At 55.5% G+C, this 16,677-nt stretch carries 10 protein-coding genes and 1 pseudogene; 5 read left to right on the forward strand and 6 right to left on the reverse strand.

Annotated elements, in window-relative coordinates; all coding sequences use genetic code 11:
• Positions 1-284: 284 nt before the first annotated feature.
• Positions 285-3,680: a YhdP family protein gene (locus tag HGO37_RS00005; RefSeq protein ID WP_250981646.1), complete on the reverse strand. Its 3,396-nt coding sequence runs from the start codon at positions 3,678-3,680 to the stop codon at positions 285-287.
• 116 nt (positions 3,681-3,796) lie between these two features.
• Here HGO37_RS00005 and bcp point away from each other — a divergent pair, with 116 nt between their 5' ends.
• From bcp to HGO37_RS00025, 4 genes and pseudogenes are all read left to right on the forward strand, one after another.
• Positions 3,797-4,270, forward strand: coding sequence for a thioredoxin-dependent thiol peroxidase (gene bcp, locus HGO37_RS00010; RefSeq protein WP_250981647.1), 474 nt, complete (start codon positions 3,797-3,799; stop codon positions 4,268-4,270).
• Positions 4,271-4,391: 121 nt separating this feature from the next.
• Entirely contained in the window at positions 4,392-5,666 is a 1,275-nt protein-coding gene (locus tag HGO37_RS00015; protein WP_250981648.1) for a M23 family metallopeptidase, read from the forward strand.
• 270 nt (positions 5,667-5,936) lie between these two features.
• Positions 5,937-7,151: pseudogene (locus tag HGO37_RS00020) on the forward strand (DEAD/DEAH box helicase); the annotation flags it as partial.
• A 344-nt stretch (positions 7,152-7,495) separates the two neighbouring features.
• Complete coding sequence (locus HGO37_RS00025; RefSeq protein WP_250981650.1) at positions 7,496-7,906, forward strand: NUDIX hydrolase; 411 nt, start codon at positions 7,496-7,498, stop codon at positions 7,904-7,906.
• Between the two features lie 995 nt (positions 7,907-8,901).
• Here the strand turns inward: HGO37_RS00025 and pyrG are convergent.
• From pyrG to HGO37_RS00045, 4 genes are all read right to left on the reverse strand, one after another.
• The gene (gene pyrG / locus HGO37_RS00030) at positions 8,902-10,539 is read right to left on the reverse strand and encodes a CTP synthase (RefSeq protein ID WP_310503186.1); all 1,638 of its coding nucleotides are present in this window, start codon (positions 10,537-10,539) and stop codon (positions 8,902-8,904) included.
• A 144-nt stretch (positions 10,540-10,683) separates the two neighbouring features.
• On the reverse strand, positions 10,684-11,115 hold the full coding sequence (gene secG / locus HGO37_RS00035; RefSeq protein ID WP_250981652.1) for a preprotein translocase subunit SecG: 432 nt from the start codon (positions 11,113-11,115) through the stop codon (positions 10,684-10,686).
• Positions 11,116-11,218: 103 nt separating this feature from the next.
• Entirely contained in the window at positions 11,219-11,989 is a 771-nt protein-coding gene (gene tpiA, locus HGO37_RS00040; RefSeq protein ID WP_250981653.1) for a triose-phosphate isomerase, read from the reverse strand.
• A gap of 237 nt (positions 11,990-12,226) precedes the next feature.
• Positions 12,227-13,108 carry an alpha/beta fold hydrolase domain-containing protein gene (locus tag HGO37_RS00045; protein ID WP_250981654.1) on the reverse strand — a complete coding sequence of 294 codons (882 nt, stop codon included), beginning with the start codon at positions 13,106-13,108 and terminating at the stop codon, positions 12,227-12,229.
• Positions 13,109-13,283: 175 nt separating this feature from the next.
• Between HGO37_RS00045 and parE the strand changes: the two genes are divergently transcribed.
• A complete protein-coding gene (gene parE, locus HGO37_RS00050; protein ID WP_250981655.1) occupies positions 13,284-15,365 on the forward strand; it encodes a DNA topoisomerase IV subunit B in 2,082 nt (693 codons plus the stop codon).
• 325 nt (positions 15,366-15,690) lie between these two features.
• On the opposite strand, the gene HGO37_RS00055 is transcribed toward parE, so the two are convergent.
• Entirely contained in the window at positions 15,691-16,623 is a 933-nt protein-coding gene (locus tag HGO37_RS00055) for a cobaltochelatase CobT-related protein (RefSeq protein ID WP_250981656.1), read from the reverse strand.
• Between the last annotated feature and the right edge of the window lie 54 nt (positions 16,624-16,677).

Consider the following 16,677-nt stretch of genomic DNA (forward strand, 5'->3'; position numbering starts at 1 on the left):
AACGTCTACTGGCCGCAGGCAAATCCAAACTCACAGCGCTCGGTGCCCTCATGCGCCACATCATCGTCATCGCAAATGCAAGGCTCAAAGAGTACGAAAACAATCAATCAAGACTGACTTGATGAGGAGTGGGGGGCTGGGCCGCCGAGGCCAGACAGAGAGCGTAACGGGATAATAAAACGGCGCAGCACCGCCCATCATCCCTTCGTGGGAGAGGAAGCGATTTCAACATCTTGAAGCAAAGCCCAACTGCTGGAAATGCGGGTGAGGCCTGAAACTCTCGTTTACTGAAACTCGAAAATCTGCCGGAAAACGCCAGGTGCAATCAGCGACAGCGGATTGACCGTCAGCCGTGGCGTGTCGGAACGGCCAGACAATTTGAAGGTGATGCCCAGCAGACCACGGTCGCGGCCATTGCCCAGAATGACACCGATGAAGGGCAGTTCGCCAAACAGCCGGTTGAGGCCATAGGCAGGCATGAACGTGCCGGTCATGTCCATATTGCCATTGGCGTCCTTCAGCGTGCCCTGGAAGGTCGCACCCACCTGCTCGCCACGCACAACGCCATTTTCGACATTCAGCGCGCCGCCGCCATAAATGACGCGCGCAAAACCACGCTGGAACTTTTCCGAGCTGACGTCGATATCCCGACGCACCGCCTTGTTGAGGCTGCGTCCGTCCTGACCAACCGGTGTCGCAACAATGTCCTGAAGCTTCTGCTCGTTCGACACAGAGAAGTTGCGCATATCGACAGAGCCGAACCAATCATCACCATTGACGGTGTTGAACACGATGTTAAGCAGGCCGCCATTGATGCGGGTGTAGATGTTGGCGAAACGGATAATTGCACCGGCATCGCTACTGGTCAGGTTGATGGTCTGGCGTCCGCCACCGGCACTGGTTTGCGCGACAATTGCCTGACGGCTGTCGGTAACACCGTCCATTTGCAGGGAGTTGAGTTTACCGTTGCGCAGGAAGACGTTGGATGTGACGTTGGACAGGGCTTCATTGTTGAACCCGATCACCCGGTCGAACCGCGCATTGATCTTTATGTCGCCAGCACCGTCGTCAGAACCGGATTTTTCTGAACTGCGAATACGCGCAATCAGCGGCCGGATATCAACCGACTTGCCCGAGGCCGTCACCACATAATCACGTTTGGCGGCCTTGATCTGCACGGCATAGTCATCAGACGCCGACAGTTTCATATGCGAGAAGTCAGCGGAAACCAGCCCGCCCTGCGCCAGTTCCAGATCGCCCTTGGCACCGAAACCATCGCCCTTCAACTCAAAGTCGCGGATCGACACCCGCCCCTGATCCGACAGCATATGGAAGGTCGCGTCCGCCTTGACGCCCGGACCCTTGCTCCAGCCAATACCGGGAACGGTCAGCGACGATTTGGTCAGATCAAGCCGGATGGTCTGGTCGGTTTCACCCTTGCCATCCAATTGCATCGTTATCGGTCCGCTGACGATACTGCCAAGCCCCGGCGCAAATTTGGCAATCTGATCATTGCCAATCACCGCCTTCAACGAAAATTCACGGGCAATCTTGCTGCTGTCCCTCAGGGGTTCGATCAGGTTGATGTCCATCGCCACATCATCGACCTTGCCGTTGCCCTGCAGGCGCAGAACATTGTTGTCGATGTTCAGCGCACCGTTCAGATCGGCCACCTGACGGTTGGCAAAGGGTTTTGCCAGCGAGACATTGTCCAGCGTCAGGCTGGCCGCCCATGCCGGATGCGGCGGATTCTGGCTGCTAAGCAGACCGAAGGTTGCGTTGACCTGCGCCTTCACATTGCCCCTGAAATCCTCGGGTTTAAAGGTCGTATCCTTCAAGGCATTGATCGGTTTGAAATTGGCCATTTCTGCAATCGTATCGGCACTGCCGGACACGAACAGGTCAAGATCAGCCATCAGCGGTTTGGCATAGGTCGACGGTATGGTGAAACGGCCACTTTCCACCGCCAGCGAACGGTTGGACGGGAAGTAGGACGTTGCCTTGGCAACCGTCACATCAACCTTCTCGCCCTTGAGATTGAAATGCGCCACCGCATCACGCAGCGGCGGAATATCACCTGTTATGTTGAGCCGGGTATTTTCGATATCGAACTGGATCTGGATTTCGTCGTCATGCAGTTCCAGCGGGCAACCGATGCCGCACATTCTGCCCTGCGGGATAAACACCGCAATCGAACCATTGGTAACGGTGCCACCAAAAATATTGCCAACCACCCAGGGGCGCACCTTGCGCGCCATCCAGAACGGCCACAGCTGCTTGACTGCGGTTGCCTCCATCTTGGGAATCTGTCCGCCAAAGCTGATTTCCGGCGATCCCTGCTCGGCAAAGCGGATCTTCAGCGATCCGGCCATATCACCCAGCGGCCCCGCCACATAAAGCGACGGCACATTCAACTCTTTGGTCGCTTTGAGATATTGGCCATTTGCAGTCAGCCCGAAGGGTACAGGCGCTTCGCCAGACATAGCGGCCGCCGCAATACCGTCGGTCACAGACAGCGCCAGATCAAAACCCTGCTGCGCCTGATCGTCTGCCGTATCCTTGATACTGCCTTCAAACGGAACGACGGTACGCTCCAGCTCCAGCCGCGACTTTGCAATTTCGATTTCGCGTTTCTCAAAATCATACTGTGCGGTCATGCGGCCAGTGGAAACCAGCTGTTCTTCACCGCCAATATAAAGGCTGCCATTACCGACACCCAACATCACGCTCAAAAGCGGTGCCACCTCGGGGCTCTGGCGTTTTGCGATAATGCGAACACCGGCCTTGAGGTCGGCCCCCTCGTGCATGAAACCTTCCGGATCGCGCCGGATGGTCAGCGGATTGAGATCAAGCCCGTCCAGATTGGCTTCAAACGCCGTTATCTTGCCGCCCGCACTCTCAATCGACAAAGAGAAGGCGGCAAGTTCACCATTGAAGGCCAATTCACCGTCCAGATTGTAGCCGCCTTGTGGATTGCGGGTCATCGCCATCTGTCGAACGTCAAACAACAGCGGTTTTCCGCCGTCCTTTTTCGGAATGGTGATCGAGATACCGTCAATGCTGATGCGGTCGGTGCCAGCCCGCTCAAAATTGGACAACATGCCATCCAGCGAACCAAATGCCGTTTCCAGCACCTCAGGAATGGCATCCACCCGCCAGGTCGAGATATCGATCGGTTTGCCGGCCGGCAGCGACGCGACATCCAGCGACAGCGATGATGCATCGATGCTCTCAAGCGAAATCTGGCCGGTCAGCAACGCCATCGGGTTTAACGCCATACGAATGACGGCAGCGCGGCTGAGGTGTTTCTGGCCTTGCGTATCGACAATATCGACGTCACGCGCCTCAAGCGCCAACCGGAACCCTTTGACAAAACGAATGGCGGTAGAACCGATGCGCGCCTCGTAACGCGGGTCAATCGCCCGCTTCAGCGCCATTTCAGCCTGCGAGGACAAGATGCCGTCGACCGAGCCGGTTTCAATGGCGGCGACAACGCCGCCCAAGAACAGAAACACCACAACAAAAATGCCGGTGACAAATTTCAGGCAGACGCGACTGACGGACCGTGGCGGCGGGCAATGCACGATAAGGGGCTCTTCCGCTTTCGCAGAAGGCAGATCGTGCAGCGGAATAATATCCTGCTTGCGAAATTTTACTTTTTCGCCGCGAATCTCAGCCATTCGTCCGCGCTCGTCTCCTGAAACATCGTGTCCAGGCACTGGACGGTTTTCGTTGCAGTCTATAACGGTTGATAGGAATAATCCTCAACACCAAGGCGAAACATAAGGTTAAGCTCATGGCAGATTTGCTTGTCGGCGACAAGGCACCCGATTTCACGCTTTCTAAAAACGGGGCCGGAACCGTTACTTTATCGGCTCTTTCGGGAAAAAATGTGGCCCTGTACTTTTATCCCAAAGACGACACATCCGGCTGCACGGTCGAAGCAATCGATTTCAGCGCCCTTGCAGCGCAGTTTGAGGCCGCAAATACCGTGGTTATCGGCATCTCACCTGATTCGGTCAAAAGCCACGACAAATTCGCCGCCAAACACGCGCTGACCGTGATGCTGGCCTCCGATGAGGACAAAGCCACGCTGGAAGCCTATGGCGTGTGGAAAGAAAAAAGCATGTACGGCAAAAAGTACATGGGCGTGGAAAGAACCACATTCCTGATCGGGCCTGACGGCAAGATTACCCACGTCTGGAACAAGGTGAAAGTGGCTGGCCACGCCCAACAAGTGCTTGAAGCAGCACAGGGCCTGAACGCCTAAAAGGTCTTTCGAATAAGCATTTCTGCCGGTGTTTAACCCATAAATACCGGCAGCATCAAAACTTCATTAACCATAACAAAATACCATCCTTCAGCATAACGAAACCGCTGAGGACGTGATTTTGGCTCATCCCGCAGAGCACCGTACATTCGGCAAGCAAAAAAAGCAGCATGTGCTGATCCTTGCCAGTGGCGACCATGTGCGCCACCTGACCATCCGCCCGTGGATGGCAGCAATGACACTGTGTTTCGTCTGCGTTCTCGGCATCGGTTATCTCGCTGCCACCGCTTATCTGATTTTCCGCGATGACCTGATTGGCGCAACCATTGCCCATCAGGCCCGTATGCAACACGACTATGAAGACCGCATTTCTGCACTGCGCGCCCAGATCGACCGCGTGACATCACGCCAGTTGCTGGACCAGCAAGTTGTTGAACAGAAAGTGGAAAAGCTTTTCGAGCAGCAGGCCGCCCTCACCTCGCGCCACGGCCGTCTTGGCGGATTGCTGGAGCGCGCCGAAGAATCCGGCCTCAGCACGGAAGAACCATCTACAACAGCAACACCGGGCAAACAGGCCAGCCTGTCTGGCGGCGTAAACGCCATTGAAAACCTTCTCGGTACATCGAAAAAGGCAGCAACGCCTGCAGCATTTGCCGCCCTTGGTTATGCCCCTGTTGGCGAAAACTCGTCGGACCGAGCCGACCGGGTATTTTCCAAGGTCACGCTATCGCTCAAGACAATCGAACAGGACCAGTTGCACCGAATCACCCAACTTACCCGTGGCGCCGACAAGAAGACCGAAGAAATGGCGGCGATCATGACGCGCACCGGCATCAAGATCGATGACCTCAAGCCATCCGGCATCGGTGGTCCCTTCGTCGAACCGCAGGACGCCAATGGCAGCATCTTCGAAAATTCGATGAATGATCTCGATGTGGCCCTCAACCGGCTTGAGATCATGCGCAGTACTGCAGGTGAGCTGCCGTTTGGCAACCCTGCCCCGGGCCGCAACATCACCAGCCGCTTTGGCAACCGCATGGACCCGTTTCTTGGTCGCCCGGCCCTGCATGCAGGCATTGATTTTCAGGCAGAGACCGGTGCAAACGTGCGGTCGACCGGCGCAGGCACCGTGACGGTTGCCGCCAATTCCGGCGGTTACGGCAACATGGTCGAGGTCGACCATGGCCAGGGCATCACCACCCGCTACGGACATATGTCAGCCATTCTCGTCAAGGTTGGCGACACTATTGAAGCCGGCGACATTGTTGGCCGCGCTGGCAGCACTGGCCGCTCCACCGGCCCGCACGTACATTACGAAGTACGTCGCAACGACAGCCCGATCGACCCGATGCGTTTCCTGAGCGCGGGCGTGAAGTTGCAATCCTACCTGAACTAACTATTCCGCCGGCTACGCTGGCGGTTCCCGGCAAAATCTCTCCGCATGGTGACAGCCTGAAAAACGCCGTCAACGCGCCAAAAGCGGTGCTTACAAATTGTTTTTCACAAATACAGTTGCGAAGCGTTAACATATGTGACCTTCAGTCCCGCCAATTGTGGCGAATTCCTTGACTTTCAGCCAATTTCGGCCTATGCCGCGCCCAATCGCCGTTAACGTTCCGGCGATGTGACGCAGCGTTCTGCCAATTCGAATGGAAACAATTTTCCTTTGACAACATTTTCTGATCTGGGCCTGAGCCCGAAAGTCCTCTCCGCCGTTACGGATGCCGGTTATACAATACCGACGCCGATTCAGGCTGGCGCAATTCCTCCGGCGCTTGAGCGCCGCGATATCTGTGGCATTGCGCAGACAGGAACAGGAAAGACAGCGTCTTTCGTGCTACCTATGTTGACACTGCTTGAAAAGGGCCGCGCCCGTGCAAGAATGCCGCGCACGCTCATTCTCGAGCCGACACGCGAACTGGCAGCACAGGTTGCCGAGAACTTCGAAAAATACGGCAAGAATCACAAGCTCAACATTGCGCTTCTGATTGGTGGCGTTTCCTTTGAAGAGCAGGACCGCAAGCTGGAGCGCGGCGCAGACGTATTGATCTGCACCCCCGGCCGTCTGCTCGACCACTGTGAACGCGGCAAGCTGCTGATGACCGGCGTTGAAATTCTGGTTATCGACGAAGCCGACCGCATGCTGGACATGGGCTTTATCCCTGATATCGAACGCATCGCCAAGATGATCCCGTTCACACGCCAGACACTGTTCTTCTCGGCCACCATGCCGGCAGAAATCCAGAAGCTGGCCGACCGCTTCCTGCAGAACCCGGTTCGCATCGAAGTGGCAAAGCCCTCTTCGACCGCCACGACGGTGACGCAGCGTATCGTTGCGGCCAACGCCAAGGATTACGAGAAGCGCGCTGTGCTGCGCGATCTGATCAAGAGCGAAGAAGACGACCTGAAGAACGCGATCATTTTCTGCAACCGCAAAAAAGACGTTGCAGATCTGTTCCGTTCGCTGGATCGTCATGGTTTTTCCGTGGGTGCCCTGCACGGCGACATGGACCAGCGTTCGCGCACCAATATGCTGGCCAGCTTCAAGGAAGGCAATCTCAAGCTGCTCGTCGCATCCGACGTTGCTGCACGCGGTCTCGACATTCCTGATGTGAGCCACGTTTTCAATTTCGACCTGCCGATCCATTCTGAAGATTACGTACACCGTATCGGCAGAACCGGCCGCGCCGGTCGTTCCGGCAAGGCATTCAGCCTTGTGACAGCAAAAGACACCAAGTTCCTTGATGCCATCGAGAAGATGACCGGTCAAAAACTCGAATGGATGAGCGGTGACCTGACCGCTTTGCCCGAGCCGATGGAAAGCTACGACAATGACCGCCAGAAGCGCGGCCGTGGTGGCAAGGACCGTGATCGCAGCAAGAGCCGCGAGAAACCCCGCCGTCCGAGCGAAGCAGCACCAGCCGAACAACCGGCAGCTGTCGTTGTTACAACACCAGAACCTACGGGAGAGACAAGGGTGAAATCCGAACAGAGAACTGACAGGGCACCCCGTCATTTTGACCGTCAGAATAATGGCGACAACGCCAATAATGACAACCGCGACCGCCGCCGCCACTATCGTGACAATGATGATGGCCCGACACCTGTCGGTTTCGGCGACGACATTCCTGCCTTCATGCTGATTGTGGCCAACGCCAAGGCCTGATTGGTCGCAATATCCTGTTGGCCTCAGGGCTGATTGGAAAACATGTAAGTGAGAATGGCATGAACGGTCTTCCCGGCATTGATTTTCCCGGCGTCGGCTGTGGGCTTGTTATAAGACGTGACGGCAAGGTTTTACTTTGCCGTCGCATGAAAGCACCAGAAGCCGGCCACTGGAGCATTCCCGGTGGCAAGGTGGATCACCTCGAACCGGCCTTTGAAGCGGCACGGCGTGAAGCCAACGAAGAAACCGGCCTTCAAATCGGCGAAGTTTCCTTCCTCTGCGTGACCGAACAGATCATTCCCGACGAAAAACAGCACTGGGTCGCGTTTATCTACGTGACCGATGACGCCTCTGGTGACGCCATACTGACGGAACCGGACAAGCTGTCTGACATCGGCTGGTTTGATCTCGACAACCTGCCGCAACCCATGTCGGTCTTTGCCGCCCAGGCATTTGCGCATTTGCGTTGAGGTTTACTGCCTTGCAGGCCGTCGTACATCTGCATTGACGTTTATCGCCTGGCAGGGTCATTTGCCGCGAAAGTCACCTCAACCACCCTCTTCCCTGTGCCCGTCACAGGGATCCAGCAAACGCGCGTCTGCGCGTCAAAAGACATCTTCCAGGACTGGGACTGACCTGCATCCCCGTGACAAGCACGAGGCATGAGAGCCGCGTGTGGGAACGGTTGGAGCCAGACAATCAGCGTTGAGGGATATTTTGGTGAGAAGCGTCCGCATCAAACAATTGAAGGTGTGCAGGTACACCAACCCCTCACCTGAAAAATCTATGACTTGGCTAAAGCCAAGACCATGATTTTTCTTCCTCTCCCACAAGGGTAGAGGTTAGGGGCGCCAAGTGGCCCTAGGAAGATCCTGTGTTTCAGAAAAGACAGCCGGGCTTCGCAGCGTCTGTTTATAACCAGTCGAACTGAAATGAATTTCCCCCAAATTGAGTAGGATTTCGTAATCCCAGACAGTTAACTTGCCATTGGACGTTGGCCTAGCGTTGCGGCGAGTGATGTAATGAATGCTGGGATAACCATAGATCGTATGGCCCAAATTCATCCAATTCAAAGATGCATTCAAGCCGGATACATTCTCAAATCTCAGAGTGCAGGGAGCAATGTCCCAACCTTCGCACCGATCCCCCACGTGGTGCCATTTGAAGAGATGATCTATGTCGAAGGAGAGAGTTCCATCCCGTGGCATATCCATGGAATATAGCGTCGCGTCGGACCACCTCATGTCGTCAAAGTCGGCATCGGTCCATATTTCTCGGTATTCGTCCACTGTGCCCCTCATTGATAAGTCACGCCGATATCGTTTCGGACTTATCAGACCCACACACAAAATCAATCAATGCGTGCATTTGAAAATGTATTTCCCTCATTCCCCATCAAAAACAAAAAAACGCCGCCCGGCATATCTGTCGGGCGGCGTTTAAATGTCATATCTGTCTGTGAAAATCAGACCAGACGGCTACGCTCCAGCGCCGCTTCAACGAAGCTGGCAAACAGCGGATGTGGATCGAGCGGGCGGCTCTTCAGTTCCGGATGGTACTGAACGCCGATAAACCAAGGATGGTCAGGATATTCAACCGTTTCCGGCAGAACACCGTCAGGCGACATGCCCGAGAATACCAGACCGCATTTCTCCAGACGTTCCTTGTAGTCCACGTTCACTTCGTAACGGTGGCGGTGACGCTCGGAGATATCGGTAGAACCGTAGATATCGGCAATCTTGGTGTCTTTTTTCAGCGCGGCCTTGTATGCGCCAAGGCGCATCGTGCCACCAAGGTCACCCTTGGACGAACGCTTCTCAAGTTCGTTGCCCTTGACCCATTCGGTCATCAGGCCAACAACCGGCTCCTTGGTCGGGCCAAACTCGGTCGAAGATGCGTTTTCGATGCCAGCCAGGTGACGTGCAGCTTCCACAACCGCCATCTGCATACCAAAGCAGATGCCGAAATAAGGAACGTTACGCTCACGCGCAAACTGTGCCGCCTTGATCTTGCCTTCCGAACCACGCTCGCCAAAGCCGCCTGGAACCAGGATAGCATTGACCTTTTCGAGGTATGGCGCCGGGTCTTCCTTTTCGAAGACTTCGGATTCGATCCATTCCAGCTTGACCTTGACCCGGTTGGCAATGCCACCGTGATGCAGCGCTTCGATCAAGGACTTATAGGCATCCTTGAGGCCGGTATATTTGCCGACGATGGCAATCGTAACTTCGCCTTCCGGCGTCTTGATACGGTTGCAAACCTCTTCCCACTGCTCAAGGCGTGGCTTTGGTGCAGGCTCGATGCCAAAGGCAGCCAGCACTTCATTGTCGAGACCTTCCTTGTGGTAGGCCATCGGCACGTCATAGATGTTTGCTACATCCAGCGCCTGAATAACGGCAGATTCGCGCACATTGCAGAACAGGGAAAGCTTGCGACGTTCCGCTTCCGGAATTTCGCGGTCTGCACGCACCAGCAGAATGTCAGGATGAATACCGAGCGCCTGCAGTTCCTTTACGGAATGCTGGGTTGGCTTGGTCTTCAACTCGCCTGCTGCCGGAATATACGGCATCAATGTCAGGTGAACGTAAATGGCGGTGCCACGTGGCAAGTCGTTACCAAGCTGACGAATGGCTTCCATGAACGGCATGGCTTCGATGTCGCCCACCGTGCCGCCAATCTCACAGATGACGAAATCGTATTCGTCATTGCCTTCGATCACGAAGTTCTTGATTTCATTGGTAACGTGCGGAATGACCTGCACTGTCGCGCCGAGGTAGTCACCACGACGTTCCTTATCGATGATATTTTTATAAATGCGACCCGTGGTGATGTTGTCGGTCTTGGTGGCAGAACGTCCGGTAAAACGTTCATAGTGACCAAGATCAAGATCGGTCTCTGCGCCGTCGTCCGTCACAAACACTTCGCCGTGCTGTGTCGGGCTCATGGTGCCGGGATCGACATTGAGATAGGGGTCGAGTTTACGAAGCCGCACCCGATATCCACGGGATTGCAACAATGCTCCGAGTGCTGCGGCTGCAATGCCCTTACCAAGGGAAGAGACCACGCCGCCTGTGATGAATACATATCGCGCCATGGGATTCACCGGATACCTTCATTTTATTGATTCCGCCAGCCCAAATTTTTCGAACCCCGAAATCACACGTGGAAAACGAGGCAACCGGCCGGAATATGGACAAAAGAAAACCGGCAGGTTTTGGCCTGCCGGAGTGTTATGCGCTGACCGGGATTATTGACCGGTCGGAACTGCTGTCGGGTCGGCAGGTGCCGCAGGCGCTGGTGTCGATTGCGCCGGAGTTGCTGCCCCTTCAGAACTGTTAGGAACGCCGTTACCAGCTGGTGCAGGTGCGGCAGGTGTCGTTGCCGGGCCGAGCGTATCGAGAATGCCGTTGCCCTGACCCTGCGTTGCAGGAATACGATCGAGAATGTCGGTCGGACGCGCTTCATAACGGGTCAACAGGCCAAGGCCCAGAGACGTCAGGAAGAACAACGCAGCAAGAATGCCGGTTGTGCGCGTCAAGGCATTGGCCGTACCGCGGGCCGACATAAAGCCGGAACCGCCGCCAATACCAAGGCCGCCGCCTTCTGAACGCTGAATCAGCACCACGCCAACAAGCGCCAGCACGATCATGAGATGGATGACAATCAAAACGGTCTGCATGGTAATCCAGTCTTGCCCTTAACGGACACAGTCAAAAACATGTTGGCCGCTCTTTACATGAGCTAGGCGCGTATTCCAAGCCCCCAACACACCTTAAAGAACATCAGGCGGTCAATTGCTCATAAGCAGCGTAGATGGAGAGGAAGTCATCGGCTTTCAAGCTTGCACCACCAATCAATGCGCCATCGACGTTTTCAACGCCCATCAGCTGCAATGCATTGGAGGGTTTTACCGAACCGCCATAGAGAATACGAACGCGTTTTCCTTCGTCACCAAAGCGCGCCACAAGTTCGTTGCGCATGAAGGCATGGGCGTCACGCACATCATCCACAGTTGGCGTCAGGCCGGTACCGATGGCCCAGACAGGCTCATAGGCAATAACCGTGTTTTGTGCATTGGCATCGTCAGGAACAGAGCCGGACAGCTGGCGCTTCAAGATATCGAGCGTCTGGCCGCCCTTGCGCTCATCTGCGGTTTCACCGATGCAGACAATGGCCACCAACTCGGCTGCATAGGCGGCTTGTGCCTTGGCGCGGACCAGATGGTCAGTTTCCGCGTGGTCGATGCGACGCTCGGAATGGCCAACGATGACATGTGTACCAAAGCAATCGGCAATCATCTCGGCAGAGATATCACCGGTATGGGCACCCGATTCCTTTTCATGGCAATCCTGCGCGCCAATCAGCAGCGGGCTGTCGTCGCAAAGAGCTGTCGCAACGTAAAGTAACGTAGAGGGAGGGCAAATCAGTGTTTCCACTTTGTCAGAAAGCGGACCTTTAACGCCCTGCGCCATCGCTTTGATCTGATCCAGCGAAGAACGAGTTCCATTCATTTTCCAGTTTCCCGCAACAAGCGGGCGAACATCAGGGGTCATGAGATTTCCATTCCTGCTCTTGTACGCCCTCAAGCAAAAATCGAGGGCAACCAAACGTCACATACGAACCAATTCAGGGGTGTAAAGCGCATGAAATCCAGTACCGCCTCCCCCTCATCTCTCCCATTAGCTGTAACGGGAAACAATTGGTACAGGAAATAAGAAATTTGGTTCAAAACATTGGTTAAAATTGCCTCTGGCGCGTTCAAATTAATGTCAAAAACGCCCTGCGGCGATTTATTGCACCAAAATCCAGTTTAGAATTGCCCGCCAGTCGCTCATGCGCACTGGTGTTCCATGCGAACCCGTCTGGAACATGGTGAAACGAACCGGTTGTCCGGCTTTCAGCAATTGCCGGTAGATCGACACCTGGTCGCCGGATTTATAGACACTGTCATTGGCGCCGTGCGTAAACCAGATCGGCAATTTTGCCTTTGCCGCAGCGCTGGTCGGCAGTTCCGGGTCAGGCGCCCCACCCAACAGTGCCATGCCCTGCAGATTGGCCACCGCCTGCGCGTCACGGCTGATGCCATAACAAATGAAGCTGCCCATCGAGGCGCAGGAAAGAATAACCGGACGACCACCAGATTGCTGGCGCGCATGGGAAATCAGCGCCGCAACATCGGCCACGCCCTGCGCGTCAAAGCTTTTGACACTGGGTGCGTAATAGGTGCCGCCATTGTCCAGCGCCAGGTTCTTCAGCCGGTTGAAGTTGCCGCCAAAGCTGTAATCATTCATGCCAAGCCTGCGGTCACCGCCACGACCGTGAATGAAGATTACCGTAAAGGCCTGTCCCGCCGCCTGCCCGGTGCGTCCCACCTCCATGGTGCGGCCGTCAGCCTGCACCGTTTCCAGCGCCTGCGCCTTTCTGGCAATCGGCGTGACATAGCTGCGCTTGACGCGTCGTTCGGGGATTTCATCGCGCTCGTTGATGTCGCGCAATTCCTGGTAATCGATCGTTTCGTAACGACCGCCATCGGCCTGCTCCAGCACGCTTTGGCGCGAAAACAGGTTGTCCTTATAGGGTTTCAGCGGACCATCAGAGCCTTGCGCCGAGGAGGTTGAAGCCCCAAATACCGTGACAAGAAACACGAAAAATGCGAAATGAACTGTGGACATGCAGCGAAAACCATTTTGATTGACAGCCACTCCCTTGCCATTGACGGTAAGGCAGCGCAATCCTCATCCGGAAAAACCCTGATAAATTGCGCGGAATCGCGCTCGATTGGCATTTGTGGCAAAATCGCGCTGATTCGGATGGCCATAAGATGGCGCACGACAACGATTAGGCAACATGGATAACGGTAACGATCTATTCTCAAGTATCCCGGTGGTGACAGAGCCATCCGATACCGGCACTACAGTCAATGAAACGCCTGCACCTGCTGCTAACACCAACAGCAAGCCAACAGCCGTGTCCGTTGCACCTCCGGCATCGTCCTCCGGCGATGACTATGGTGCATCGTCGATCCGTGTTCTGGAAGGGCTTGAACCGGTCCGCATGCGCCCGGGCATGTATATTGGCGGCACCGACGAAAAGGCGCTGCACCACCTGTTTGCCGAAGTCATCGACAACTCGATGGACGAAGCGGTTGCAGGACATGCAAACTTCATTGAAGTGCATCTGGATACGCAGGGCAACCTGACTGTCAGCGATAACGGCCGTGGTATCCCGGTGGAAAACCACCCGCAGGTGCCGGGCAAGTCGACGCTTGAAGTCATCATGACCAAGCTGCACGCCGGTGGTAAATTCGACGGCAAGGCCTATGAGACCTCGGGCGGTCTGCACGGCGTCGGTGTTTCCGTTGTTAACGCACTGTCCGACCTGCTTGAGGTCGAAGTTGCCCGTAACCGCAAACTGTACCGCCAGCGTTTTTCTCGCGGTGTGCCACAGGGCCCGCTGGAAGAGTTGGGCGATGTGCACAACCGTCGCGGCACACGCGTCAAGTTCCACCCCGACCCGCAGATATTTGGCGATCATGCCAGATTTGATCCGGCCCGCATTTTCCGCATGGCCCGCTCGAAAGCCTATCTTTTCGGCGGCGTGGAAATTCGCTGGAGCTGCGATCCCGGCGTTGTGCAGGCCGGTGGCGAAATCCCGGAAAAGGCTGTTTTCCACTTCCCCGGCGGTCTGAAGGATTATCTGTCCGCAACGCTTGGCAAGGACTTCACCGTTACGCGCGAAATCTTCTCCGGCAAGACGGAAAAGACCGGCGGCCATGGCGCCATGGAATGGGCAGTCACCTGGTATGGTGGCGATACACAGATCCATTCCTATTGTAACACCATTCCGACCCCTGAGGGCGGCACACACGAAGCCGGTCTTCGTATTGCGCTGACCAAGGGTCTGAAAGCCTATGCCGAACTGACGCAGAACAAGCGTGCAGCGCAGATCACCACCGATGACGTGATGATCTCGGCCGTCGGCATGTTGTCGGTGTTCATTCGCGAACCGGAATTTGTCGGCCAGACCAAGGATAAGCTCGCAACCGTCGAAGCACAGCGTATCGTTGAAAACGCCCTGCGTGACCCGTTCGACCATTATCTCGCTGGCAACCCCAATGAAGCAGCAAAACTGCTCGACTGGGTGATTGAGCGTGCGGAAGAGCGCCTGCGTCGCCGCAAGGAAAAGGAAGTCAACCGCAAGACGGCCGTGCGCAAGCTGCGCCTGCCCGGCAAGCTGGCAGACTGCTCGCAAAACACCGCCGAAGGCGCTGAACTGTTTATCGTGGAAGGTGATTCGGCTGGCGGTTCCGCCAAGCAGGCCCGTAACCGCGCCAATCAGGCCATCTTGCCGCTGCGTGGTAAAATCCTCAACGTCGGTAGCGCCAGCCGTGAAAAGCTGTCCGCCAACCAGCAGATTGCCGATCTCATTCAGGCGCTCGGCTGCGGCACGCGCACCAAATATCGTGATGAAGACCTGCGTTACGAACGTATCGTCATCATGACCGATGCCGACGTCGACGGCGCGCATATCGCATCGCTGCTGATTACCTTCTTCTATCAGGAAATGCCGGAACTGATCCGTGGCAATCACCTGTATCTGGCTGTGCCACCACTTTACAAAATCACGCAGGGCTCAAAATCGGCCTATGCGCGTGATGACGCCCACCGTACCGAACTGATGGAAACAGAGTTCAAGGGCCGTGGCAAAGTGGAAATCAGCCGCTTTAAAGGTCTTGGTGAAATGTTGCCTGCGCAGTTGAAGGAGACCACCATGGATCCGTCCAAGCGTACCCTGCTGCGGGTCGTCATCGATGACGTCGACTTCGAAGGCACCAGGGAGGCCGTTGATAACCTGATGGGAACCAAGGCTGACGCCCGCTTCCGCTTCATTCAGGAACGCGCCGCTTTCGCCGAAAACCTCGACATCTAAGTCATATGCCCCGAAGCGACACCGCTTCGGGGTGACAGCCGCTGCGGCTTACTTCGTTTTTCCGTAAAAAAACTGCCCGCCGCGCCCTTTTTCGGGTGCGTACTACTGCATTTGCACGAGTGCTATCTTCTTGGCGTCATCCTCGCCCTTGTGGCGAGGATCTAACCACCCAGCCATATCAGTTTCGTTTGACGAGATGTGGTTAGATCCTAGGGACAAGCCCTAGGATGACGTGAACACGAGACGTGATGATGGTAAAAGCCCCTATTACCGTCAGACTCCCAGTCATCACAGATCTGCGCGGGGCGGAACGCCCCTCACCGCTTCAAGCAAAATCCTTTTTCAGCGCATCACGCAACACATCAATCAGCGTAGTTCCCAGATCATCGATTTCATCCATCCGGGCCGAGGTGCGGTAATATTGCGAGGCGTCGTAACCGACGCCGACACCGACCAGTTCAACGGCACCTTGCATCTCGGTCTGGGCGATCACCTGCTTGAGATGGCGGCTGAGGTAGTTTGTATCATTGGCTGAGAGTGTCGCGTCATCGCAGGGCACCCCGTCTGATAGCACAACGACAATGCGTCGCTCAGCTTGGATATCCATTTGCCTTGATATGGCCCATTCAATCGCCTCGCCGTCGATGTTTTCTTTGAGCAGGCCGAGCCGAAGCATCGGCTCCAACAGATATGCCCTGCCCTCGCGATAGGCGAGTTCAGAAGATTTGTAGATGATATGAAGCGTTTCAGCCAAGCGACCAGGCGCCGCGCGCTTGCCCTGTTGCTCCCACAATCGTCTGCACTTTCCGCCCCGCCAGCCAACCGTGGTGAAACCGAGCACTTCAAGTTTGACATTCATCGCGCCCAGAAATTCCATGGCAATCTGACACGCAGCAGCTGCCAGCAGCATGTTGCGACCGGCCATCGATCTGGAGTGATCAACAAGGATTGTGACGACGGTATTTTCCAGATCTTCCGTCGTTTTGACGTTTCTCAGCTCGTTTGACGCTTCGAGACTGGCGATCCGCGCTTTCGTCTTCCAGCCTAGCAATGCGTCCTTAAACGTATCAAATGCCTGCCTGAGATCAGCCTTTTCCTCGCCAGACATCGGCCCAATCACTGAACTCAATTCGCCAGCGTGGGTAACCACGTCAAACTCACGGGTAAACACCCGGTACGCCTTGGGATCGACCGGTGCCTCAACGGCGTCATTACGCGGTTTAGAAGATCGGCTCAATCGCTTCAAAAACTGCAACATGCACGACTCATAGTTGAGAAAACAGGGTTGTACGTTTTTGGCAGTGATAGGACC

Source organism: Rhizobium sp. CG4 (assembly GCF_023701965.1).
GTDB lineage: Bacteria > Pseudomonadota > Alphaproteobacteria > Rhizobiales > Rhizobiaceae > Agrobacterium.

Bases quoted from the DNA above. Each gene is read 5' to 3' on its own strand.
- HGO37_RS00025 (WP_250981650.1), top strand. From the start codon at position 7,496: ATGAACGGTCTTCCCGGCATTGATTTTCCCGGCGTCGGCTGTGGGCTT.
- HGO37_RS00045 (WP_250981654.1), bottom strand. From the start codon at position 13,108: ATGTCCACAGTTCATTTCGCATTTTTCGTGTTTCTTGTCACGGTATTT.
- HGO37_RS00055 (WP_250981656.1), bottom strand. From the start codon at position 16,623: ATGTTGCAGTTTTTGAAGCGATTGAGCCGATCTTCTAAACCGCGTAAT.
- bcp (WP_250981647.1), top strand. From the start codon at position 3,797: ATGGCAGATTTGCTTGTCGGCGACAAGGCACCCGATTTCACGCTTTCT.
- parE (WP_250981655.1), top strand. From the start codon at position 13,284: ATGGATAACGGTAACGATCTATTCTCAAGTATCCCGGTGGTGACAGAG.
- HGO37_RS00005 (WP_250981646.1), bottom strand. From the start codon at position 3,680: ATGGCTGAGATTCGCGGCGAAAAAGTAAAATTTCGCAAGCAGGATATT.
- secG (WP_250981652.1), bottom strand. From the start codon at position 11,115: ATGCAGACCGTTTTGATTGTCATCCATCTCATGATCGTGCTGGCGCTT.
- tpiA (WP_250981653.1), bottom strand. From the start codon at position 11,989: ATGACCCCTGATGTTCGCCCGCTTGTTGCGGGAAACTGGAAAATGAAT.